This is a genomic window from Pseudomonas sp. R3-52-08, from assembly GCF_003851745.1.
Taxonomy (GTDB): Bacteria; Pseudomonadota; Gammaproteobacteria; order Pseudomonadales; family Pseudomonadaceae; genus Aquipseudomonas.
This window is the reverse complement of the sequence record NZ_CP027730.1, coordinates 4,693,097-4,715,199: the sequence shown is the minus strand read 5'-3', so window position 1 is coordinate 4,715,199 and position 22,103 is coordinate 4,693,097. Positions and strand designations below refer to the sequence as shown.

At 59.7% G+C, this 22,103-nt stretch carries 23 protein-coding genes and 1 tRNA gene; 23 read left to right on the top strand and 1 reads right to left on the bottom strand.

The features are described from left to right. The first annotated feature begins 1 nt into the window (after window position 1). Window positions 2-208 carry a SlyX family protein gene (locus C4J91_RS21710; protein WP_124364187.1) on the top strand — a complete coding sequence of 69 codons (207 nt, stop codon included), beginning with the start codon at window positions 2-4 and terminating at the stop codon, window positions 206-208. Window positions 209-279: 71 nt separating this feature from the next. Here C4J91_RS21710 and C4J91_RS28000 read toward each other — a convergent pair whose 3' ends face one another. Further along, window positions 280-882 carry a cold-shock protein gene (locus C4J91_RS28000; protein WP_005790922.1) on the bottom strand — a complete coding sequence of 201 codons (603 nt, stop codon included), beginning with the start codon at window positions 880-882 and terminating at the stop codon, window positions 280-282. Between the two features lie 430 nt (window positions 883-1,312). Here C4J91_RS28000 and C4J91_RS21700 point away from each other — a divergent pair, with 430 nt between their 5' ends. From C4J91_RS21700 to C4J91_RS21595, 22 genes are all read left to right on the top strand, one after another. Beyond that, window positions 1,313-1,786, top strand: a complete 474-nt coding sequence (locus C4J91_RS21700; RefSeq protein ID WP_003193874.1) for a Dps family protein — start codon at window positions 1,313-1,315, stop codon at window positions 1,784-1,786. 183 nt (window positions 1,787-1,969) lie between these two features. Further along, window positions 1,970-2,302: a ribbon-helix-helix domain-containing protein gene (locus C4J91_RS21695; protein WP_124364186.1), complete on the top strand. Its 333-nt coding sequence runs from the start codon at window positions 1,970-1,972 to the stop codon at window positions 2,300-2,302. Between the two features lie 171 nt (window positions 2,303-2,473). Next, the gene (locus tag C4J91_RS21690; protein WP_003193872.1) at window positions 2,474-2,695 is read left to right on the top strand and encodes an FmdB family zinc ribbon protein; all 222 of its coding nucleotides are present in this window, start codon (window positions 2,474-2,476) and stop codon (window positions 2,693-2,695) included. A gap of 108 nt (window positions 2,696-2,803) precedes the next feature. Then, window positions 2,804-4,579 carry an aspartate--tRNA ligase gene (aspS, locus tag C4J91_RS21685; protein ID WP_057013724.1) on the top strand — a complete coding sequence of 592 codons (1,776 nt, stop codon included), beginning with the start codon at window positions 2,804-2,806 and terminating at the stop codon, window positions 4,577-4,579. 134 nt (window positions 4,580-4,713) lie between these two features. After that, a complete protein-coding gene (locus C4J91_RS21680; protein ID WP_124364185.1) occupies window positions 4,714-5,460 on the top strand; it encodes a YebC/PmpR family DNA-binding transcriptional regulator in 747 nt (248 codons plus the stop codon). A 157-nt stretch (window positions 5,461-5,617) separates the two neighbouring features. Next, the gene (gene ruvC / locus C4J91_RS21675; RefSeq protein ID WP_057723842.1) at window positions 5,618-6,142 is read left to right on the top strand and encodes a crossover junction endodeoxyribonuclease RuvC; all 525 of its coding nucleotides are present in this window, start codon (window positions 5,618-5,620) and stop codon (window positions 6,140-6,142) included. A gap of 66 nt (window positions 6,143-6,208) precedes the next feature. Beyond that, window positions 6,209-6,820, top strand: a complete 612-nt coding sequence (gene ruvA / locus C4J91_RS21670) for a Holliday junction branch migration protein RuvA (RefSeq protein WP_124364184.1) — start codon at window positions 6,209-6,211, stop codon at window positions 6,818-6,820. Then, window positions 6,821-7,879: a Holliday junction branch migration DNA helicase RuvB gene (ruvB, locus tag C4J91_RS21665; RefSeq protein WP_003175801.1), complete on the top strand. Its 1,059-nt coding sequence runs from the start codon at window positions 6,821-6,823 to the stop codon at window positions 7,877-7,879. Window positions 7,880-8,127: 248 nt separating this feature from the next. Further along, window positions 8,128-8,583: a tol-pal system-associated acyl-CoA thioesterase gene (gene ybgC / locus C4J91_RS21660; RefSeq protein ID WP_124364183.1), complete on the top strand. Its 456-nt coding sequence runs from the start codon at window positions 8,128-8,130 to the stop codon at window positions 8,581-8,583. Window position 8,584: 1 nt separating this feature from the next. Beyond that, window positions 8,585-9,280 carry a protein TolQ gene (tolQ, locus tag C4J91_RS21655; protein WP_053135845.1) on the top strand — a complete coding sequence of 232 codons (696 nt, stop codon included), beginning with the start codon at window positions 8,585-8,587 and terminating at the stop codon, window positions 9,278-9,280. Window positions 9,281-9,303: 23 nt separating this feature from the next. After that, window positions 9,304-9,756 (top strand): protein TolR, encoded by a 453-nt coding sequence (gene tolR, locus C4J91_RS21650; RefSeq protein ID WP_161793227.1) that lies wholly within the window; start codon window positions 9,304-9,306, stop codon window positions 9,754-9,756. Next, window positions 9,756-10,829, top strand: a complete 1,074-nt coding sequence (gene tolA, locus C4J91_RS21645; protein WP_124364182.1) for a cell envelope integrity protein TolA — start codon at window positions 9,756-9,758, stop codon at window positions 10,827-10,829. The genes tolR and tolA overlap by 1 nt, the downstream gene beginning before the upstream one ends. A 17-nt stretch (window positions 10,830-10,846) precedes the next feature. Then, on the top strand, window positions 10,847-12,127 hold the full coding sequence (gene tolB / locus C4J91_RS21640; protein ID WP_177412836.1) for a Tol-Pal system beta propeller repeat protein TolB: 1,281 nt from the start codon (window positions 10,847-10,849) through the stop codon (window positions 12,125-12,127). A gap of 55 nt (window positions 12,128-12,182) precedes the next feature. After that, window positions 12,183-12,683, top strand: coding sequence for a peptidoglycan-associated lipoprotein Pal (gene pal / locus C4J91_RS21635; RefSeq protein WP_003193861.1), 501 nt, complete (start codon window positions 12,183-12,185; stop codon window positions 12,681-12,683). Window positions 12,684-12,689: 6 nt separating this feature from the next. Then, window positions 12,690-13,526: a tol-pal system protein YbgF gene (gene ybgF / locus C4J91_RS21630; protein WP_124364180.1), complete on the top strand. Its 837-nt coding sequence runs from the start codon at window positions 12,690-12,692 to the stop codon at window positions 13,524-13,526. Window positions 13,527-13,690: 164 nt separating this feature from the next. Further along, window positions 13,691-14,338 (top strand): 7-carboxy-7-deazaguanine synthase QueE, encoded by a 648-nt coding sequence (gene queE / locus C4J91_RS21625; protein ID WP_124364179.1) that lies wholly within the window; start codon window positions 13,691-13,693, stop codon window positions 14,336-14,338. A 132-nt stretch (window positions 14,339-14,470) separates the two neighbouring features. Continuing rightward, window positions 14,471-14,546: transfer RNA gene (locus C4J91_RS21620), tRNA-Lys, on the top strand. 429 nt (window positions 14,547-14,975) lie between these two features. After that, window positions 14,976-16,670, top strand: a complete 1,695-nt coding sequence (gene leuA / locus C4J91_RS21615; RefSeq protein WP_124364178.1) for a 2-isopropylmalate synthase — start codon at window positions 14,976-14,978, stop codon at window positions 16,668-16,670. Between the two features lies 1 nt (window position 16,671). After that, window positions 16,672-17,412, top strand: coding sequence for a helix-turn-helix domain-containing protein (locus C4J91_RS21610; RefSeq protein ID WP_124364177.1), 741 nt, complete (start codon window positions 16,672-16,674; stop codon window positions 17,410-17,412). Window positions 17,413-17,615: 203 nt separating this feature from the next. Further along, entirely contained in the window at window positions 17,616-19,118 is a 1,503-nt protein-coding gene (locus tag C4J91_RS21605) for a TolC family protein (RefSeq protein ID WP_124364176.1), read from the top strand. Then, on the top strand, window positions 19,115-20,287 hold the full coding sequence (locus tag C4J91_RS21600) for an HlyD family secretion protein (protein WP_124364175.1): 1,173 nt from the start codon (window positions 19,115-19,117) through the stop codon (window positions 20,285-20,287). Before C4J91_RS21605 ends, C4J91_RS21600 begins: the two co-directional genes overlap by 4 nt. After that, window positions 20,280-21,824: a DHA2 family efflux MFS transporter permease subunit gene (locus tag C4J91_RS21595; protein WP_124364174.1), complete on the top strand. Its 1,545-nt coding sequence runs from the start codon at window positions 20,280-20,282 to the stop codon at window positions 21,822-21,824. Before C4J91_RS21600 ends, C4J91_RS21595 begins: the two co-directional genes overlap by 8 nt. Window positions 21,825-22,103 lie beyond the last annotated feature (279 nt).

The window sequence follows — 22,103 nt, the reverse complement described above, 5'->3', positions numbered from 1 at the left end:
CATGGACCTGCAAGATCGCGTCACCGACCTGGAAAGCCGCCTGGCGTTCCAGGACGACACCATCGAAACCCTCAATGACATTCTGGTCGCCCAGCAGCAAGCGGTGGAGCGCCTGCAATTGCAGATGATCGCCTTGCTCAAGCGCCAGGAAGAAATGGGCGGCCAGTTCGAAACCTCGGAAGAAGAAGCCCCGCCGCCGCATTATTAAATGAGCGTGCAATAAAAAACCGCGATCCAGCCTACGCCGGATCGCGGTTTTTTTTGCAGCGCAGGCTGGAATCAGCGACGCGGCAGGGCAGCGATGACATCTTCAGCTTGCAGGCCTTTGTCGCGGTTCATCACCGAGAACTCCACGCGCTGGCCTTCGACCAGGACGCGGTGGCCTTCACCGCGGATAGCTCGGAAGTGGACGAAGATATCGTCACCCGAGTCGCGCGAAATAAAGCCGAAGCCTTTGGAGGTGTTGAACCACTTGACGGTCCCGGTATCCCGGTTGGTCATGTCGTAGTTTTGCGACGCGGCCGCTGGGGACGAACGATAGAAGCTGATGGCCAGGTGAAGAACGATGGCGACCACAGCGATCACCAGGCTGAGCAGGATGGCCGGGTGGCCGCCCACTTCAGGCATGGGTGCCAGCAGGGTAAGGGTTTGAACAACGACGGTCAGTACCAGCAGCGCGCTGACCAGGTTTTGCAGTTGATGACGCGTGCCTTTGTTCCAGTAGGGGATTACCGGTGCCAGGGTCAGGTTGAGAAGGCCGAACAAGGCCAGGTATAGAGCGTCGTGTTGTTGCAGGTAGGGCAGGCTTTCAGGCTGCAGGCTCGGGATAAAGGACAGCAGCAAAGCTGCAACGCCCGTTAGCAGGTGGACGATTTTCAACATTTTGATTAACTCACGTTAAGACGGATCACAAGGAAGAGCTGACTGGCACGGTTCGCTTCTGAACAATGGGAGGCGTTGGGCACGTGCGCGGGTAGCAGCCTATGTGACGTGCCGCAGAAATGAACGGCAGCCACACGCCGCCTATTTAACAGCAAAGGCTGTGCCTACTCAAATCAAGCATTTCGGGGTGTTGCAATCGAGGTGGCATTTTTGCGTCTAAGGCTTGTCCTAGACAGGTGCAGGTAATTTGAGCGGCCTTTCGAGCGTTTTTTCTTACAGGATGACCGGCTCTTCCGCCGCTGCCCTCGCAAGCGGTGCGGGGCAATTTGCCGCACATTGCCTGGGTGCGTTGGGCTGCACGCGGCCAGCACTCTTGCTAGAGTGATCCTGCACCTGATCAATGAATGCTCGTCAATTGAAGGGGAAAAACATGGCAATCGATATTGGTATCAGTGAAGAAGATCGTAAATCCATCGTCGACGGACTTTCACGGCTGCTGTCCGATACCTATGTGCTGTACCTGAAGACCCACAACTTCCACTGGAACGTCACGGGCCCCATGTTTCGTACGCTGCACTTGATGTTCGAAGAGCAGTACAACGAGCTGGCGCTGGCGGTGGATTCCATTGCCGAGCGTATCCGTGCCCTGGGCTTCCCGGCACCGGGTGCCTATTCGATCTACGCCCGCCTGTCTTCGATCAAGGAAGAAGAGGGTGTGCCGAGCGCCGAAGAGATGATCAAGCAGCTGGTGGCGGGCCAGGAGGCTGTCACCCGTACCGCGCGTGGCATTTTCCCGTTGCTCGACAAGGTCAGCGATGAGCCGACGGCGGACTTGTTGACGCAACGGATGCAAGTCCACGAAAAAACCGCGTGGATGCTGCGTTCGCTGCTCGAAAACCAATAACCGTCGAACCCGTGCGGCGTCTTCGGGGCGCCGCTCACTGGTTTCTCTGCGCTTGCTGGCGTTGTCCTACGACGCCCGGCGCCCGCGTCTTCTGGCTGCTCGTCGCTTCCTGCGGTTTTATAGGCTGACCGTCCAATGGGAAAAACCCATGGACTGCTGTTTTGGCAAGGGAGTGTCAGGTGTATGTCATGTGGTAAGGGCGTGGAAACCGGTGGTTTTCACAAGATAAAGGTCGATCCCTTCGCGAAAGGGTTCGACATGGGGCTCGCCAAGCCATTATCGCGGTCGGTGCGGCTCAACGGGTTTTCCACCTGCCTGCGGCTGGAGCAGATCTACTGGAATATCCTGACGGAAATGGCCAGGATCAACACCTGCTCGGTCAGTGCGTTGTTGTCCTATGTCGATCGGGAAGTGCATTTGCGCTATGGCGGTGTGAAGAACTTCAGCGGGCTGGTGCGGGTGGTGTGTGTCGTTCACCTGTTGAAAGACCGCCTTAGCGCCTCTGGCCCCGTCTGATCGGAGGCTGCAGGGCGCGGCCCTTCCTTCCGGCGGGCCGCGCCTCGGGCAGAAAGCCGGCTGCGCTGCCTCGATTTACCAGATATAATCCCGCGCTTTGCTGCGCATGCTGGGCTTTATGCACATCGGCAGGGCGTAGCGCAGTAACGATCTGATCGCCGAGACAACTCCATGCCCATGTACGACTATCAATGTGCTTCCTGTGGTCATCAGTTGGAAGCCATTCAGAAGATCAGCGCCGCGCCGCTGGTCGATTGCCCAGCCTGCCAGGCACCTGAGTTGAAAAAGATGTTGTCCATGCCGGGCTTCCGCCTGAGCGGCAGCGGCTGGTACGAGACCGATTTCAAGACCGGCGCCAAGAAGAACCTGGCGGGCGGCGACAAAGCAGACTGAGTTGAACTCTACGCGCAGGCTCCTGCATTATCCGTCCCCTGCTTTAATGTACGGTGACGAGGCACGCCTGCCACCGAATTTCGAATTACGAGAAGTGAAACCACGACCATGATGCGCAGCCACTATTGCGGCCAACTGAACGAGACCCTGGAAGGTCAGGAAATCACCCTTTGCGGATGGGTTCACCGTCGCCGCGACCACGGCGGGGTGATCTTCCTCGATATCCGTGATCGTGATGGTCTGGCCCAGGTAGTGTTCGACCCGGATCGCGCCGAGAGCTTCGCCGCCGCCGACCGCGTGCGCAGCGAATACGTCGTGAAGATCACCGGCAAGGTGCGCCTGCGCCCGGCCGGTGCCGTGAACAAGAACATGGCGTCCGGCGGCATTGAAGTGCTGGGCTACGAGCTGGAAGTGCTGAACGAGTCGGAAACCCCGCCGTTCCCACTGAACGAATATTCCGACGTTGGCGAGGAAACTCGCCTGCGCTATCGCTTCCTGGACCTGCGTCGTCCGGAAATGGCCGAGAAGCTGCGTCTGCGTTCGCGCATGACCACCAGCATCCGCCGCTTCCTCGACGAGAACGGCTTCCTCGACGTGGAAACGCCGATTCTCACCCGTGCCACGCCGGAAGGCGCACGCGACTACCTGGTGCCGAGCCGTACCCACCCGGGTAGCTTCTTCGCCTTGCCGCAATCGCCGCAGCTGTTCAAGCAACTGCTGATGGTGGCCGGCTTCGACCGTTACTACCAGATCGCCAAGTGCTTCCGTGACGAAGACCTGCGCGCCGACCGCCAGCCGGAATTCACCCAGATCGACATCGAGACCAGCTTCCTCGATGAAAAAGAGATCATGGGCCTCACCGAACAAATGATCCGCAACCTGTTCAAGGAAGTGCTGGACCTGGAGTTCGGCGAATTCCCGCACATGACCTTCGAAGAGGCCATGCGTCGCTACGGTTCCGACAAGCCAGACCTGCGTAACCCGCTGGAACTGGTCGACGTGGCCGACCAGCTCAAGGACGTTGACTTCAAGGTGTTCAGCGGCCCGGCCAACGACCCGAAATGCCGCATCGCCGCCCTGCGCGTGCCTGGCGGCGCGAGCATGCCGCGCAAGCAGATTGACGACTACACCAAGTTCGTCGGCATCTACGGTGCCAAGGGCCTGGCGTACATCAAGGTCAACGAGCGCGCCAATGGCGTTGACGGCCTGCAGTCGCCGATCGTGAAGAACATCCCCGAAGCCAACCTGAACACGATCCTCGATCGCGTCGGGGCGGTCGATGGCGATATCGTGTTCTTCGGTGCCGACAAAGCCAAGATCGTCAGCGAAGCCCTGGGCGCACTGCGTATCAAGCTGGGTCACGACCTGAACCTGCTGACCTGCGAGTGGGCCCCGATGTGGGTTGTCGACTTCCCGATGTTCGAAGAGAACGACGACGGCAGCTTCAGCGCCTTGCACCACCCGTTCACCGCGCCGAAGTGCTCCCCGGCCGAGCTGGAAGCCAACCCGGCCGGCGCGTTGTCCCGTGCCTACGACATGGTGCTCAACGGCACTGAGTTGGGTGGCGGTTCGATCCGTATTCACCGCAAAGAGATGCAGCAAGCAGTGTTCCGTCTGCTGGGCATCAACGAAGCGGAACAGGAAGAGAAGTTCGGCTTTCTGCTCGACGCGCTCAAGTACGGTGCGCCGCCGCACGGTGGCCTGGCCTTCGGCCTGGACCGTCTGGTGATGCTGATGACCGGCGCCCAGTCGATCCGTGAAGTGATTGCGTTCCCGAAAACCCAGAGTGCTGCGGACGTCATGACCCAGGCGCCGGGCGTCGTGGATGCCAAGGCATTGCGCGAATTGCACATCCGTCTGCGCGAGACGCCGAAGGCTGAGTAAGGCTGCTGCGTGAAAGCGCGATAAGGTGGTACGCAGTCAAAAAGGCGCATCTTCGGATGCGCCTTTGCGTTTAAAAGAGGGAAATCCTGCCCGGCGGGATTGATACGGTTTCTATAGAATTTCGGAGTTGTGTTATGGCTGGCCATTCCAAGTGGGCGAACATCAAGCACCGCAAAGAGCGTCAGGATGCCAAGAAAGGCAAGATATTCACCAAGTGGATCCGCGAGCTGACCGTCGCCGCCCGCCAGGGTGGCGGTGACCCGGGCTCCAACCCGCGTCTGCGTCTGGCGCTGGACAAGGCGCTCGGCGCCAACATGAGCCGTGACATCATCGACCGCGCCGTGGCCCGTGGCGCCGGCGCCGCCGACACCGACGACATGGTCGAGTTGACCTACGAAGGCTATGGGCCAGGCGGCGTGGCGGTGATGGTCGAATGCATGACCGATAACCGCAACCGTACCGCAGCTGCGGTGCGCCATGCGTTCAGCAAGTGCGGCGGCAACCTGGGTACCGACGGTTCGGTGGCCTACCTGTTCGAGCGCAAGGGGCAGATTACCTTTGCGGCCGGTACGGATGAAGACGCGCTGATGGAAGCCGCGATGGAGGCGGATGCCGACGATGTGGTCACAAACGAAGACGGCTCCATCGACGTGTTCACCTCGTTCGCCAGCTTCTACGCGGTGCGCAATGCCTTGGAGGCGGCTGGTTTCAAAGGTACCGACGCGGAAATCGTGATGCTGCCGACCACCAGCGCCGAACTGGACCTGGACGGTGCGCAAAAAGTGTTGAAGCTGCTGGATATGCTCGAAGACCTGGACGACGTGCAAAACGTGTATTCGAACGCCGACATTCCGGAATCCGTGGCCGAACAGCTAAGCTGAAGAACTACATAGATCCAAATGTGGGAGGGGGCTTGCCCCCGATAGCGGTGGGTCAGCCAAACATATTCTGACTGATCCACTGCCATCGGGGGCAAGCCCCCTCCCACATTTGAACTTCGGCGTATCACAAAATGTGTTTATCCAACCTGCAGGCGTTATGACTTTAATCCTAGGTATCGACCCCGGTTCGCGCATTACCGGTTTTGGCGTGGTGCAACACACTCCGCGTGGCTGCGTTTATGTGGCCTCGGGCTGTATTCGCACCGGCGCGGGGGAGTTGGCCGAGCGCCTGCAGATCGTCTATCGCGGCGTGCGTGAAGTCATCCAGACCTACGGCCCGGTGACCATGGGCATCGAAAAAGTCTTCATGGCCAAGAATGCCGACTCGGCGTTGAAGCTCGGCCAGGCCCGTGGCGCGGCCATTGTGGCGGGAGCCGAGGAGGGCATGGAAATCGCCGAATACACCGCGACCCAGGTCAAGCAGGCCGTCGTCGGTACGGGTGGGGCGAATAAAGAACAGGTGCAGATGATGGTCATGCACATGCTCAAGCTCACCTCAAAACCCCAGATCGACGCCTCCGACGCCCTGGCCATTGCCATTTGCCACGCCCACACCCGCTCCAGCCTGCTGCCCCATGGTCTGGGCGCGGCACGCAGTCGTGGCGGACGCCTGCGTCTCTGATAGCATCAGCGCAATCGTTATTTCCGGTCAGGCCTGTTCTGACCCCAAGCTTTAAGGATCTGAACCGTGATTGGACGCTTGCGCGGCACCCTGGCTGAGAAACAGCCGCCGCACCTGATTCTGGATGTGAATGGATTGGGGTATGAGCTTGAAGTGCCCATGACTACCCTGTATCGCCTGCCGTCGGTCGGCGAGCCGATAACTTTGCACACGCATTTAGTCGTGCGAGAGGACGCGCAACTGCTCTATGGTTTCATTGGCAAGCGCGACCGTGACTTCTTTCGCGAACTGATTCGCCTCAACGGCGTAGGGCCCAAGCTGGCCCTGGCGTTGATGTCGAGCCTGGAAGTGGATGAGCTGGTGCGTGCCGTTTCGGCCCAGGACACCTCGGCGCTGACCAAGGTGCCCGGTGTCGGCAAGAAAACCGCCGAGCGCCTGCTGGTGGAGCTCAAGGACCGTTTCAAGGCCTGGGAAGTGGTGCCGAGCATGTTCGCCCTGGTGCCCAATCAACCGGATATGCCGGCGACTCAGGTTGCCAGTGCCGAAAGCGATGCTGTCAGTGCGTTGATCTCCCTGGGCTACAAGCCGCAGGAGGCCAGCAAAGCGGTGTCGGCCATCAAGGACAAGAACCTGAGCAGCGAAGACATGATCCGCCGAGCCCTGAAGGGAATGATTTAAGTGATTGAAGCTGATCGTCTGATCGCGGCCACCGGCCCGCGCGACCGTGAAGAAGTCCAGGACCGCGCCATCCGCCCCTTGAGCCTGGCCGACTACATCGGCCAGCCCACCGTGCGCGAGCAGATGGAACTGTTCATCCAGGCCGCGCGCGGGCGCAGCGAGTCGCTGGATCACACACTGATCTTCGGCCCGCCGGGCCTGGGTAAAACCACCCTGGCCAATATCATCGCCCAGGAAATGGGCGTGTCGATCAAGTCCACGTCCGGCCCGGTGCTGGAGCGCCCCGGCGACCTCGCCGCGCTGCTGACCAATCTCGAGCCTCACGACGTGCTGTTTATCGACGAGATCCACCGGCTGTCGCCCATCGTCGAGGAAGTGCTGTACCCGGCGATGGAGGACTTCCAGCTCGACATCATGATCGGCGAAGGCCCGGCGGCCCGTTCGATCAAACTCGACCTGCCACCGTTCACCCTGGTCGGCGCGACCACCCGTGCCGGCATGCTGACCAACCCGCTGCGAGACCGTTTCGGTATCGTTCAACGTCTTGAGTTCTATAGCACCGCCGACCTTGCGACTATCGTCAGCCGTTCGGCGAGTATCCTCGGCTTGCCGCTGGACCCTGAAGGCGCGTTCGAAATCGCCCGACGCGCGCGCGGTACACCACGGATCGCCAATCGTTTGCTGCGCCGCGTACGCGATTTTGCCGAGGTGCGGGCCAAGGGGCATATCACCAAGGCGGTCGCGGACCTGGCGTTGAACCTGCTGGATGTGGACGAACATGGCTTCGATCATCAGGACCGGCGCCTGCTGCTGACCATGATCGAGAAATTCGACGGTGGCCCGGTGGGCGTAGACAGCCTGGCCGCCGCCATCAGTGAAGAGCGGCATACCATTGAGGATGTGCTGGAACCCTACCTGATCCAGCAGGGCTACATCATGCGCACGCCACGGGGCAGGGTGGTGACGCGCCACGCCTACCTGCACTTCGGGCTAAATATTCCGTCACGATTGGGAGAGATGCCTGTGGTAGACGAATTCCTCGATGCAGTGGACGATTAAAAAACTGTAGGAGCGAGCTTGCTCGCGAAAACGTCAACGATAACGCGGTATGTCTGGTTATACGCGGCGTGCTCAGGTTTTTCGCGAGCAAGCTCGCTCCTGCAGGGTATTTGTCATGTGGGGTGATTTATCTGAAGTTTGTGCTGTCCCAGTGTCTGGCGTCGTCATTCAGGCAATGGAAATGTGTTCCGGTATTGAAAAAACAGTTGTCCAGCCGGATTGGCAACCTGAGGAGTAAGCACTAGAGTATGCGCGCGCAAAACGGGGATCAGTCGTTCGCACATCGCTGTCGCGTTTATTACGAGGACACTGATGCCGGCGGCATCGTTTATTACGTCAATTACCTGAAATTCATGGAGCGGGCTCGAACCGAGCGGCTACGGGAGCTGGGCTTTGCCCAATCCTTGCTGGCAGGGGAGGACCTGTTATTCGTCGTGCATTCCAGCGAGGCGCGTTACCACGCACCGGCGCGACTGGACGATGAACTGCTGGTCAGCGCTGAAGTCATCGAATTGAACCGTGCCAGCCTGCGATTCAAACAGCAGGTCAGGCGGGCTACGGATGCAACGCTGCTCTGTGAGGGGCAGTTCCTGGTGGCGTGTGTACGCACCAACAGTTTGAAACCTCGGGCCATTCCCGAAACTCTACGTGCGGCCTTTGCCGCCGTGAGCGGCGCGGGTAAACAATCAAAGCAGGAGATTTAGCGTGGAACCTACCGTCGTCGACCATTCCTCCATGTGGAGCCTGGTCAGCAATGCCAGTGTCGTGGTGCAACTGGTCATGCTGACCCTGGTAGCCGCATCGGTTACCTCTTGGGTCATGATTTTTCAGCGCAGCAACCTGCTGCGTGCCGGTCGACGTGCCCTGGAGAGCTTTGAAGAGCGCTTCTGGTCGGGTATCGACCTGTCCAAGCTGTATCGCCAGGCTGGCAGCAATCCGGACCCGGATTCGGGCGTCGAGCAAATCTTCCGCGCCGGCTTCAAGGAGTTCTCGCGCCTGCGCCAGCAACCGGGCGTTGACCCGGAAGCGGTGATGGAAGGTGTGGCCCGGGCCATGCGCGTCGCCATCTCCCGCGAAGAAGAGAAACTGGAGCAGAGCCTGCCGTTCCTGGCGACTGTGGGCTCCGTCAGCCCGTACATCGGCCTGTTCGGTACCGTATGGGGCATCATGAACTCCTTCCGTGGCCTGGCCCAGGCCCAGCAAGCGACCCTGGCCACTGTGGCCCCGGGCATCGCCGAAGCCCTGATCGCCACCGCGATCGGCCTGTTCGCCGCTATCCCCGCAGTAATTGCCTACAACCGTTTTGCCGCTACCAGCGAAACGTTGATCAGCCGTTACTACACCTTCGCCGATGAATTCCAGGCGATCCTGCACCGTAAAGTGCACACCAGCGAAGAATAAGCAGGTAATTCCCAATGGCTTTAATCGCTCGAGCTCGCAAAAAGCGCAAGCCGGTCGCCGAGATGAACGTAGTGCCCTACATCGACGTGATGCTGGTGCTGCTGGTGATCTTCATGGTGACCGCGCCGATGCTCAACCAGGGCGTGAAGGTTGATCTGCCCAAGGTTTCCAGTGAAGCCCTGCCGCAAGACAACAACACTCAGGTCCTGACCATTTCGATCAAGGCTGACAAGACCTACTACTGGAACCTTGGCAGCGAAGTCGACACGCAGAAGCAGCAGGACAAGGCCCTGACCTTGCCGGCAATGACTGACGCCGTGACCAAGATCATTCGCTCCGGCAACGAAGGCGGCAAGCACACCCAGGTGTTCATTCGCGGTGACAAGTCGGTCGACTATGGCTCCGTCATGGGCGCCATGGGCGGGCTGCAGAAGGCCGGCGTCGGTAACGTTGGCTTGATTACCGAGGCGCCCTGATGCAGCAACAGCGAGAGCCGTCCGCCTCGGAAAGCTACTTCTGGCCTGGCGTGTGGGCAATTGCCCTGCACATCCTGGTGTTCGGCATGCTGTTCGTCAGCTTTGCCATGACCCCGGACCTGCCGCCAGCCAAGCCGATCGTGCAGGCGACCCTGTATCAGCTGAAATCGAAAAGTCAGGCCACCACCCAGACCAATCAGAAGATTGCGGGTGAGGCCCAGAAGTCGGCTGCGCGCCAGACCGAAGTCGAGCAGATGGAACAGAAGAAGGTCGAGCAGGAAGCGGTGAAGGCGGCTGCGGAACAAAAGAAAGAAGAGGCGGCTCAAAAGGCCGAGGAATCGAAAAAGGCTGACGAAGCGAAGAAAGCTGACGAGGCGAAAAAGGCTGATGAAGCCAAGAAGTCCGAGAAAGCTGCCGAAGCCAAAAAGGCCGAAGAGAAACAATTGGCTGATATAGCCAAGAAGAAATCCGAAGAAGAAGCCAAGAAAGCTGCCGAGGAAGAGGCCAAGAAAAAGGCCGCTGAAGAAGCCAAGAAAAAGATCGTCGAAGACGCGAAGAAGAAAGCCGCCGAAGACGCCAAGAAAAAAGCTGAAGCAGACGAGGCGAAAAAGAAAGTCGCCGACGAAGCGAAGAAGAAAGCTGCCGCCGACGCCTCCAAGAAAAAGGCCCAGGAAGCAGCCCGTAAATCCGCCGAAGAGAAAAAGGCCCAGGCCCTGGCAGATTTGCTTTCCGACACGCCGCAGCGTCAGCAAGCCTTGGCCGATGAGCGTGGCGATGAAGTCGCGGGCAGTTTCGACGACCTGATCCGGGCGCGGGCAGCGGAAGGCTGGACACGTCCACCTTCGGCACGTAAAGGCATGACAGTAGTGCTGCAGATCGGCATGTTGCCGGACGGTACGGTGACTTCGGTCAGCGTGGCCAAGTCCAGTGGTGACGGTTCGTTCGACAGTTCGGCGGTTGCCGCAGTCAAGAATATTGGCCGGTTGACCGAGATGCAGGGAATGAAACCAAGCGACTTCGCTCCCTATCGTTCATTCAAGATGACATTCACACCTGAGGATCTAGCCTTGTGAGAAACCTTCTTCGAGGAATGCTTGTCGTTATTTGCTGCATGGCAGGGATAGCGGCGGCGGATGAAAAGAACATTCTGGTTACCAGCGGCAGCGATCGGGCTACCCCGATCGCGGTAGTGCCGTTCGGCTGGCAGGGCGGCAGCGTGCTGCCGGACGACATGGCCCAGATCGTCAGCGACGACCTGCGCAACTCCGGCTATTACGCGCCGATTCCGAAAGGCAACATGATCAGCCAGCCGACCCAGGCCAGCGAAGTCATCTTCCGCGACTGGAAGGCCGTGGGCGCGCAGTACCTGATGGTCGGCAGCATCACACCGGCCGGTGGTCGCCTGCAGATCCAGTACACGTTGTTCAACGTGGCCACCGAACAGCAGGTCCTGACCGGCAACGTTTCGGGCACCGCCGAGCAACTGCGTGACATGGCCCACTATATTTCGGACCAGTCGTTTGAAAAGCTCACCGGTATCAAGGGTGCGTTCTCCACACGCATGCTGTACGTCACCGCTGAGCGTTTCTCCGTAGACAACACGCGTTACACCCTGCAGCGCTCCGACTATGACGGCGCACGCGCCGTGACCCTGCTGCAATCGCGCGAGCCAATCCTGTCGCCGCGTTTTGCGCCGGACGGCAAGCGTATTGCCTATGTGTCGTTCGAACAGAAGCGTCCGCGTATCTTCGTCCAGCACATCGATACTGGCCGTCGTGAGCAGATCACCAACTTCGAAGGCCTCAACGGTGCGCCAGCCTGGTCGCCGGATGGTTCGCGCCTGGCATTCGTGCTGTCCAAGGACGGTAACCCGGACATCTACGTGATGAACATGGCTTCGCGCCAAATCACTCGTGTGACCAGCGGCCCGGGCATCAATACCGAACCGTTCTGGGGTAAGGATGGCTCGACCATCTACTTCACCTCCGACCGTGGCGGCAAGCCTCAAATCTACAAAGCCAGCGTGGGTGGTGGTGGCGCGGAACGCGTGACCTTTATCGGTAACTACAACGCCAACCCCAAGCTTTCGGCCGATGAAAAGACGTTAGTAATGATTCACCGTCAGGATGGTTTCACTAATTTCCGGGTTGCGGCCCAGGATTTGCAGCGCGGAACCGTAAAAATCCTTACAGATACCAACCTTGATGAGTCAGCCACTGTTGCGCCCAACGGCACCATGGTAATCTACGCCACCCGCCAGCAGGGCCGGGGAGTCTTGATGCTCGTGTCCATTAATGGACGCGTAAGGCTCCCGCTTCCTACCGCACAAGGCGAAGTCAGAGAACCATCCTGGTCCCCTTACCTGAACTGACGCGGCGCTACAAAAAGAAGTACTTAACACACTGGGGTTCATTAGGAGTTTCACGATGGAAATGCTGAAGTTTGGTAAGTTTGCTGCTCTGGCTCTGGCTCTGTCCGTAGCCGTTGGTTGCTCCTCTAAAGGCGGCGACAATGCCGGTGAAGGCGCAGCTGTTGATCCAAACGCTGGTTACGGCGCTAACACTGGTGCAGTCGACGGCTCCCTGAGCGAAGAAGCTGCTCTGCGCGCGATCACCACTTTCTACTTCGAATACGACAGTTCGGACCTGAAGCCAGAAGCCATGCGCGCTCTGGACGTTCACGCCAAGGACCTGAAAGCTAACGGCGCTCGCGTTGTTCTGGAAGGTAACACTGACGCCCGTGGTACTCGTGAGTACAACATGGCACTGGGCGAGCGTCGTGCGAAAGCCGTTCAGCGCTACCTGGTACTGCAAGGTGTTGCTCCAGGCCAACTGGAACTGGTTTCCTACGGTAAAGAGCGTCCAGTTGCAACTGGCAACGACGAACAGTCGTGGGCTCAGAACCGTCGCGTCGAACTGCGTAAGTAATTCGTCATGCGAACGTGCCGTCGTGCTCTAACTGTATTGGCTTTCAGCCTCACACCGCTTGCGGTGTGGGCTGCGGTTCCTGTAACGGATAGCAACTCTGGCTATAACAATAGCGGCAGCAGTTATCCGCCAGCGGGTTATGGCACGAACGGCGCCTATGCTGGGGGGGCGGCTACGGCCGCGCCTTCGGCACAGGGCGAACTGTTCAACCAGCTGCAACGCATGCAGGATCAATTGGCCCAGCAACAAGGCGCCATCGAAGTTCTGCAGAATCAAGTGAACCAGCTTAAGCAAGAAGGCCTGGAGCGTTACCAGGATCTTGATCGACGTATTGGAGCCGGTGTTGCACCTGCCGCTACTCCTGATAATTCTTCTGCCGGTGGCACGCCCAGTGCTGCCGCCGGTGGCGCAGCAGCGGGAGCCGCGGCAGCCAGCCAGGCCCCGGCTGCCAGCAGTGAACCGGGTGATCCGGCGAAGGAAAAACTGTATTACGATGCAGCCTTCGACCTGATCAAGGCCAAGGATTTCGATAAGGCCAGCCAGGCGTTTACCGCATTCCTGCGCAAGTACCCCAACAGCCAATACGCGGGCAATGCCCAGTACTGGTTGGGTGAGGTCAACCTGGCAAAGGGTGATTTGCAGGGGGCAGGCCAGGCGTTTGCCAAGGTCAGCCAGCTGTACCCCAAGCACGCCAAGGTGCCGGACTCGCTGTACAAACTCGCTGACGTGGAACGCCGCCTTGGCCATGCCGACAAGGTCAAAGGCATTTTGCAGCAGGTCGTCGCCCAGTATCCGGGTACTTCCGCTGCGCAGTTGGCCCAACGGGATTTGCAACGCTTGTAAGCAATGCGCTCCGTTTAGAAGAAACCCGCGCCTGGCGCGGGTTTTTTCGTTAGAATCCACGCCCTTTTATGACACACGCTTCCTGGGATTGACGCGTTGGCGCAATCCCCTGAAGTGCCTGACGGAGGCGGACAGCCTGTTTAGCTGTTACGCCCGTGGCGACTATGCAAGACACATTACGTATTACCGAAGTTTTTTACTCGTTACAGGGTGAAACGCGCACCGCAGGGCTGCCCACCGTATTCGTACGGCTCACCGGCTGCCCCTTGCGTTGCCAATACTGTGACAGTGCTTATGCCTTCAGCGGCGGCACTGTGCGCACCCTGGACGACATCCTGGAGCAGGTTGCCAGCTACCGACCGCGCTACGTCTGTGTGACAGGCGGCGAGCCGTTGGCGCAACCCAATGCCATCCCCTTGCTCAAGCAGCTGTGTGACGCCGGATACGAGGTTTCGCTGGAAACCAGCGGCGCCTTGGACATCTCTGCGGTAGACCCGCGTGTGAGCCGAGTGGTCGACCTCAAGACCCCCGATTCCAAAGAAGCTCACCGCAACCGCTACGAGAACATCGACTTGCTGACGGCCAACGATCAGGTCAAGTTCGTCATCTGTTCGCGAGACGATTATGACTGGGCGACGTCCAAGCTGATCCAGTATGGCCTTGAGCGTCGTGCAGGCGAGGTGCTGTTCTCCCCAAGCCATCACGACCTGAATGCCCGTGAGCTGGCGGATTGGGTGGTCGCGGACAACCTGCCGGTGCGCCTGCAATTGCAGTTGCACAAATACCTTTGGAACGACGAGCCGGGGCGTTGATATGCCTGATCAGGCTGTGATGCGAGGCGTTCAACCGACTGAATTATGGCCCCTGCGTATAATTTTGAATTATTTTCAAATAAGGTGTTGAATAATCCTTAGAAATCAGTATTATACGCGCCACCACACAGCGGGTCGTTAGCTCAGTTGGTAGAGCAGTTGGCTTTTAACCAATTGGTCGTAGGTTCGAATCCCACACGACCCACCATTTTTGGCGGTTTAGAAAATCCGGAAGGCCCACGCAAGTGAGGATTTCCGGGTTTTTTTTTGCCTGAAATATGCTGAACATGCGCTCTATGCGCCACGTACATAGTCGCTACCTCTCAGCGAACGACTCAACCGCCATCACCTATCCCCCTCAGTAGCCTTTTTGCTATTTTCCACGCCCCGTCGCGCTCAATTTCGATCATCGTCTAAACCCTGCTCTTAAAGGGTTTATTGCCCTATAAATTCGTATATTGAAAGAAATCACCACTATTTTTTCAATTTATGATTTTTTCTGTAATTTCTTTCATGTTGTCGCGCCAAATACGCAATTCATGTCAAGCTCTCTGTGTTTAGTATTGGATCCAATGTCGGATGCGTTCAGCAAGGCTGTCTACGCTACCGCCGATCAGTTCTAAAAAGGAGAAGCGACATGATGCTCAAGGACCCTTCTAGCAAATACCGCCATTTTACTACCGTGGACCTCCCGGACCGCCAATGGCCAAGTGTCGTGCAGGCTGCAGCGCCAACCTGGTGCAGTGTCGACATGCGTGACGGCAACCAGGCATTGATCGAACCCATGAATGCCGAGCGCAAGCGCCGTTTCTTCGAGCTGCTGGTCAAGGTGGGGTTCAAGGAGATCGAGGTAGGCTTTCCTGCCGCTTCCCAGACCGATTTCGATTACGTGCGTGAATTGATCGACAGTGGTGCGATTCCCGACGATGTGACTATCCAAGTGATGACGCAGGCGCGCAGCCATTTGATCGAGCGTACGTTTGAAGCCTTGAAAGGCGCTCCGCGCGCGATCGTGCATGTGTACAACGCCACCGCGCCAGTGTTCCGGGAGGTGGTGTTCGGCGTGGACCGGGCCGGCTGCATCGACATTGCCACCCAGGCAACGCGTGAGATCAAGCGCCACATGGACAACAATCCAGATACGCAGTGGACGTTCCAGTATTCCCCTGAAACCTTCTGCTTCACCGAACTGGACTTTGCGTTGGAGGTCTGCGAAGCGGTGACCGATGCTTTCGGCCCGACCCCGTCGAACAAAATGATCCTGAATCTGCCCACCACTGTGGAGGTCTCCACGGCCAATGTCTTCGCCGATCAGATCGAGTGGTTCTGCCGCCATTTCAGCCGGCGTGACAGCGTAGTCATCAGTGTCCACCCGCATAATGATCGCGGTACCGGGGTCGCTACCGCCGAACAGGCTTGCCTGGCCGGAGCCGAGCGGGTCGAGGGCACGTTGTTCGGCAACGGTGAGCGAACCGGCAATGTGGATATCCTGACGCTGGCAATGAACCTCTACACCAGCGGTATCGACCCGCAACTGGATTTCTCGGACATCATCCACGTGCAGCGTGAAGTCGAGTTCTGCAACCAACTGCCCACGCACCCGCGCCATCCCTACGCCGGGGAGCTGGTGTTCACGGCGTTTTCGGGCTCGCACCAGGATGCGATCAAAAAAGGCTTCGCGGCCCGCCAGGCCAATCCCGATGGGCTGTGGGAAGTGCCGTACTTGCCGATCGATCCCGCCGACATGGGACGCAGCTATGAAGCGGTGATTCGCGTCAACAGCCAGTCGGGCAAAGGTGGCGTGGCGTATCTGCTGGAACAACATGGCATCGTGATGCCGCGGCGCCTGCAGATGGAATTCAGCAGTCTGGTGCAGCAGGAAGCCGATGCCTCCGGTCAGGAAGTCAGTGGCGAGATGATCCTGGCCTGCTTTACCCGGCACTACCTCGACCAAGGCAAGCCTTACACTTTGTTGCAGCCCAAACTGGTCAGCGAGGGCAACGTGACTTACTTGGAAGGCACGCTGATCGGCGGCGCGAGCCCCCTTGAACTGAGCGGTGAAGGTAACGGCCCGCTGGCGGCGCTGGTCGACGCATTCGCGCAACGTGGCATCCACTTCGATATCGCCGATTACCACGAACATGCCACCCGTGACGGTGCCCAGGCTGAAGCACTGGCTTATGTGGAGATCCGCGTGAACAACCAGTTGCTGTTCGGTGCCGCCCGCGATGGCAGCATCTTGCTGGCGTCCCTCAAGGCGGTGACGAGTGCCGTCAATCGCGCATCGCGTCTGGGCCTGCTCAGCGTGGCGAGTGCTGCGGTGCCTTCCTGAGATGAATGCGCATACCGCATTGGCGGCGCTTACCGGTAACTATGGTCACGGCGATATCGTTGCCTCGCATCGACACGACGAAGGCCAGTTGGTCTACGCCATCAACGGCGTCATGCTGGTATCGGTTGTCGGCACCACTTGGGTGGTGCCTTCCGGGCACGCGCTGTGGGTCCCCTCCGGGCAGGAGCACCAGATCCGCATGACGGGCGAGGTGCGCATGCGCACGTTGCTGATCAGCCCCGGCGCCCACCGCGCCTTGACGGAGGAGTGCCACGTCATCCGTGTGTCGCCACTGCTGCGTGAGTTGATCATCGCCGCCGCCGAAACACCTGACAGCGAGCCGGCGGTGGTGCGTCACAGGCAGATTGTCGACCTGATCTTCTCTGAACTCGACAGGGCACAGAAAGTATTGGCGCATGTGCCGATTCCAGACGAGCCGCGGCTCAAGTCGCTGTGTGCCGACTTTATCGACAACCCTTCCCAGGAATCGAAACTGGAGAGCTGGGCGGTGCAACTCAATATGAGTTCGCGCACCCTGGCTCGGCTGTTCCAGAAAGAGTTGGGCATGAGTTATGGCGAGTGGCGCAAGCGCACGCGACTGCTGCTGAGCATGCAGCGCCTGGCCTGCGGCGTGTCCATTCTGGAAGTGGCGCTTGAGCATGGCTACCAAAGCCCCAGCGCTTTCACGGCAATGTTCAAACGCACCATGGGCTACACACCCAGCAACTGCCGTTTGGTCTGATCGACCCCGCGCTACCCCCACCTACTGGACATGGCCCGCCTTTGCGCAGGGCCATGCGTACGTGCGCCTGGACGGCGGGCGCTCTGGATCCGGCTGCGCAGCCAAGTTGTCCCAATCGAAACGATGGTTGTCTGGAACTCGGGAGATGCGCAGCACGGTGCTCTCTTAACCTGCGTCTCTACTCAGCACTCTGGATTTCTGCGATGGGTTCGCCTTCATTTTCCACGCGGCACTGCCGTCTTTCGCTCCTGGGCGTGGCTGTCGTCTGGTTGGCAGGATGTTCTTCCTGGGTCACCCATGTGCCGGCGCAACCGCACCCTTCGCGCATCGATGCCTTGAGCCGCCTGCCGCAGGGTGTGTCGGCCCAGGCCTTGCCCGACCGTTGGTGGCAGTTGTACAACGATCCCAAGCTCGACGCGCTGGTGCAGCAAGCGCTGGAACATAACCGCGACCTGGCGGCGGCGCAGGCCCATGTGCAGTCGATGCTGGCCGGCATCATGCAGGCCGACGCCGAGCGTTGGCCGTCAACCCATGCGTCACTGGGCGCCGTCTACGGCAAGACTGCCGACGATCAGACCCTGGCCAAGGCCACCGACAGCCACGCACCGTCGCAGTGGGCCTTCAACCCTGGTTTCGAATTGGCTTACCAAGTGGATGTGTGGGGCCAGGTCCAGCGCAGCATCGAACGGGCGCAGGTTCAGGCGGCGGCGGCTCAGGATGCCGAAGACTTGCTGCGCATCACCGTCGCCGCGCAAACCACTCGCGCCTACGTGAATGCCTGCGCCCTGGGCGCGCGCGCCAAAGTGCAGCGCCATTCACTGGAAGTGGTCGGGCGCAGCCTGGCGCTGACCGATCGCCAGCGTCAGGCCGGCGTGGTGACAGACCTTGAATACAGCCGCATGCAGGCCCTGCAGGGCGAAACCCTGGCCCTGTTGCCGATGCTGGAGGCGCGCCGCGAGTCGGCGTTGTACGAGCTGGCGATGCTGACCGGCGTGGCTGACCTGGAGCAGGGTTCAGGCGCGGCGACGTGCGAAGTGGTACCGCAACTCAGTGCCGCGCTGCCGGTGGGCGATGGCTGGCAATTACTGGCGCGCCGACCTGATATCCGTCAGGCCGAGCGAGCATTGCGAGCCGCCACCTTGCAAGTGGATATCGTCCAGGCCGACCTGTATCCGAAGGTGACTTTTGGCGCCTCCGTGTCTTCCTCGGCCAGCAAGCCCCATGAACTGGGGGACAGCAGCGCGGTGATGTTTGGCATCGGTCCGCTGATTACCTGGCAGTTCCCCAACTGGCGTGCCAACCGTGCGCGGGTCAACCAGGCGCGCGCGCTCGAGCAGGTGGAAGTCGCGCAATTCGAAAACAGCGTGCTCAGGGCCCTCAAGGACGTACGCCAGGCCCTGGCGCTGTACGACGGCGAGCGCCAGCGCCACGCCGCCTTGAGTCAGGCACTCGATAGCAGTCGGCATGCCTACAAGCTGGCGCAGTTCAACTACAACGCCGGCTCCATCGACTTTCTCGATGTGCTCGACAGCGAGCGTGAGCTGATCCGCCTGCAAGCCACGCGCGCCGATGCCGATGGCCAATTGCTGCAGCGCCAGATCAGCCTGTTTCGCGCCCTGGGGGGCGGATGGCAATCCGCTTCCGCCCAGGCTCCGGCCGCTGCACTTACCCACGCTTCCGCCCATTTTTCCGGTACCCAGCCATGAATATCGCTGTTGATGAAAAAACCGCTGTGCAGGATGAGCAGGAGCATGTGCTCGAGCAGCTCATGCACGCCCGCAAGCAACGCCGCAAACGCAATCTGATCCTGCTCGGTGGTGCTGCGTTGTTGATCGCAGCGGTGGCGTTCGGCGTGTATTGGATGACCGTCGGGCGTTACCTGGAACAGACTGACGACGCCTACGTGCGTGCCGACTGGATTCCCATCAGCCCAAGGGTGTCCGGGTACGTAGCCCAGGTGTTGGTGGAGGATGACCAGCCCGTCAAGGCCGGGGATGTGCTGGTGCGCATCGAGGACCGTGACTACCAGGCGCGCTTGGCCCAAGCCCGTGCGGAGTTGGCGCAAGCACAAGCCTCGATTGCCGCCGAGCAGGCCAACCTGCACGTTACCGACAGCCTGATCGCACAGCAAAAGGCCGGTGTCGCCCAGGCCGAGGCGCATACCCGCAGCGTGGGGGCGGAGTTGCGCCGCGCCAGTCTGGATCAACATCGCTATGAAGGCCTGGTCCGCGAGCATGCCGCCAGCGCCCAGCGCCTGGAAAGCGCCGCGGCCAGTTACACCCAGGCCAGCGCCGCGGTGGACATTGCCCGGGCGATGCAGCGCCAGCAGGAAACCCGGCTGAATGTCGCCACTACCCGCCGCCAATTGGCCGATGCCTCGCTGCAGCAACAGATAGCCCGGCGCGACCAGGCCGAGGCCCAGTTGAAACTGGCGACCCATGCGCTCGAAGACACCTTGATCCGCTCGCCGATCGACGGGGTAGTGGGGCAGCGCAAGGTGCGCACCCGCCAATATGTCGCGCCGGGCCTGCCGCTGCTGGCCGTGGTGCCCTTGCAGCAGGCCTACGTGGTGGCCAACTACAAGGAAACCCAATTGCGTGACATGCGCGCCGGGCAAACGGTGGATATCAGCGTCGACAGCTATTCAGGGCGCAAGCTCAAGGGCCATGTGGTGAGTTTTTCGCCCGGTTCGGGTGCGGTATTTGCGCTGCTGCCGTCGGACAACGCCACCGGCAACTTCACCAAGATCGTGCAGCGTTTTCCGGTGAAGATCGTGATCGATCAGCACGATGACGGCGGCCCCATCCTGCCGGGCATGTCGGTGATCACGACGGTGGATACCCGTCCTACTGCCCAGGGCGCCGCGCATGACTGAGATTGGCGAGAAAACCGTCTCCTTTCGCGCCTGGGTGGCCGTGATCGGCGGGCTGTTCGGCTGTTTCATGGCCGGCATGAACGTGCACGTGACCAGCGCCGCGCTGCCGGAAATCGAAGGCTCGCTGGGGGCGACCTTTGAAGAAGGCTCGTGGATTTCCACGGCGTATCTGGTTGCGGAAATCGTCATGATCCCGCTGACCGCCTGGCTGGTGCAGGTGTTCTCCCTGCGCCGGGTGATGCTGGTGGGCTCGTTTGTATTTCTAGTGGCTTCCATTGCCTGCTCCTGGGCACCCAACCTGGAAGTGATGATCATCATTCGGGTGATCCAGGGCGCCGCCGGCGCGGTGCTGATCCCGTTGTCGTTCCAACTGATCATCACGGAACTGCCGCCCAGCAAGATCGCCATGGGCATGGCCCTGTTCGCCCTGTCCAACAGCGTGGCCCAGGCCGCCGGGCCGTCCATCGGCGGCTGGCTGACCGATGCGTATTCCTGGCGCTGGATTTTTTACCTGCAACTGGCCCCCGGCATTCTCCTGCTGCTGGCGGTGGCATGGTCCATCGATGCCAAACCCATGCAATTGAGCCTGCTCAAGCGCGGCGACTGGGGCGGCATCCTGGCCATGATTGTCGGCCTCGGCGGGTTGCAGATCGTGCTTGAAGAAGGCGGACGCAAGGACTGGTTCGGCTCCGATTTCATCGTATGGATGTCGCTCACCGCCGGCGTCGCCCTGGTGTATTTCGTGCTGTCACAGCTCTACGGCAGCCGCTCATTCATCAACCTGCGCCTGCTCAAGAGCTACAACTTCGGCGTGGCGAGCGCAGCGATGTTCATTTTTGGCGGGGCCACGTTCGGCCTGGTCTTTCTGGTGCCCAATTACCTGTCCCAACTGCAGGGCTACAACGCCCGGGAAATCGGGATCAGCCTGATTGCCTACGGCATGGTGCAACTGGTGCTGGCGCCGTTCATGCCGCGCCTGATGAAGTGGCTCAACCCAAAACTGATGGTTGCCAGCGGCTTTTTCATCATGGCCCTGGGCTGCTATCTCGGCGCGCATCTGGACATGGACAGCGCCGCCAACGTGATCATCCCGTCCACTGTGGTACGGGGCATCGGGCAACCGTTGATCATGGTGGCGCTTTCGGTGCTGGCCGTGTCCGGGTTGGCCAAGGATGAAGCCGGTTCTGCCTCTGCCCTGTTTTCCATGCTGCGCAACCTGGGCGGAGCCGTGGGCACTGCCGGGTTGACGCAGATTGTCGCCATGCGCGAGCGCTTTCATTCAGAGCGAGTCGGCGAGTCGATCACCTTGTTTTCCCCGTCATTCCAGGAGCGCCTGCGCGCCGGCATGGCAGACAGCGAAGCCTTCGTCTTCAACCAACTGCTGCCCGCCCAGCAGCAAGTCCTCGAGGGCTTGATGCGTACCGTGCGCCGCGAGGCCTACCTGATGGCCTACAGCGATGCGTTCTACGTGTCCTGTATCGCCTTGGTCCTGTGTGGTGTGGCGGCATTGGCATTACGTCAGCAAGCAAAGAATTGAATGCACTTGGCCGGCAACTGATGCGCGGCGCTTCTCAGCAAACAAGAGGGAACTTGAATGGAAAAAAGGCGACAGGCCTGTTGACGGTTTAGTGGATTGCTAACTTAGCAATGACATGCAGTTTGCTAATGCTCGCGAAAAGCGAGTAGGTAAACTATCGCCCGACAAAGTTGATATTTAAAACTTTGCTCGGGCTTCTGTTGTTGTGTGTTTTGTAGTTTGGAAATATTTAGTATTATTTTTCCAGAAAACACTTGCCGATCGTTATGAACTTCCTCT

Bases quoted from the DNA above. Each gene is read 5' to 3' on its own strand.
- C4J91_RS21710 (WP_124364187.1), top strand. From the start codon at position 2: ATGGACCTGCAAGATCGCGTCACCGACCTGGAAAGCCGCCTGGCGTTC.
- C4J91_RS28000 (WP_005790922.1), bottom strand. From the start codon at position 882: ATGTTGAAAATCGTCCACCTGCTAACGGGCGTTGCAGCTTTGCTGCTG.
- C4J91_RS21700 (WP_003193874.1), top strand. From the start codon at position 1,313: ATGGCAATCGATATTGGTATCAGTGAAGAAGATCGTAAATCCATCGTC.
- C4J91_RS21695 (WP_124364186.1), top strand. From the start codon at position 1,970: ATGTCATGTGGTAAGGGCGTGGAAACCGGTGGTTTTCACAAGATAAAG.
- C4J91_RS21690 (WP_003193872.1), top strand. From the start codon at position 2,474: ATGCCCATGTACGACTATCAATGTGCTTCCTGTGGTCATCAGTTGGAA.
- aspS (WP_057013724.1), top strand. From the start codon at position 2,804: ATGATGCGCAGCCACTATTGCGGCCAACTGAACGAGACCCTGGAAGGT.
- C4J91_RS21680 (WP_124364185.1), top strand. From the start codon at position 4,714: ATGGCTGGCCATTCCAAGTGGGCGAACATCAAGCACCGCAAAGAGCGT.
- ruvC (WP_057723842.1), top strand. From the start codon at position 5,618: ATGACTTTAATCCTAGGTATCGACCCCGGTTCGCGCATTACCGGTTTT.
- ybgC (WP_124364183.1), top strand. From the start codon at position 8,128: ATGCGCGCGCAAAACGGGGATCAGTCGTTCGCACATCGCTGTCGCGTT.
- tolA (WP_124364182.1), top strand. From the start codon at position 9,756: ATGCAGCAACAGCGAGAGCCGTCCGCCTCGGAAAGCTACTTCTGGCCT.
- tolB (WP_177412836.1), top strand. From the start codon at position 10,847: ATGCTTGTCGTTATTTGCTGCATGGCAGGGATAGCGGCGGCGGATGAA.
- pal (WP_003193861.1), top strand. From the start codon at position 12,183: ATGGAAATGCTGAAGTTTGGTAAGTTTGCTGCTCTGGCTCTGGCTCTG.
- ybgF (WP_124364180.1), top strand. From the start codon at position 12,690: ATGCGAACGTGCCGTCGTGCTCTAACTGTATTGGCTTTCAGCCTCACA.
- queE (WP_124364179.1), top strand. From the start codon at position 13,691: ATGCAAGACACATTACGTATTACCGAAGTTTTTTACTCGTTACAGGGT.
- leuA (WP_124364178.1), top strand. From the start codon at position 14,976: ATGATGCTCAAGGACCCTTCTAGCAAATACCGCCATTTTACTACCGTG.
- C4J91_RS21610 (WP_124364177.1), top strand. From the start codon at position 16,672: ATGAATGCGCATACCGCATTGGCGGCGCTTACCGGTAACTATGGTCAC.
- C4J91_RS21605 (WP_124364176.1), top strand. From the start codon at position 17,616: ATGGGTTCGCCTTCATTTTCCACGCGGCACTGCCGTCTTTCGCTCCTG.
- C4J91_RS21600 (WP_124364175.1), top strand. From the start codon at position 19,115: ATGAATATCGCTGTTGATGAAAAAACCGCTGTGCAGGATGAGCAGGAG.
- C4J91_RS21595 (WP_124364174.1), top strand. From the start codon at position 20,280: ATGACTGAGATTGGCGAGAAAACCGTCTCCTTTCGCGCCTGGGTGGCC.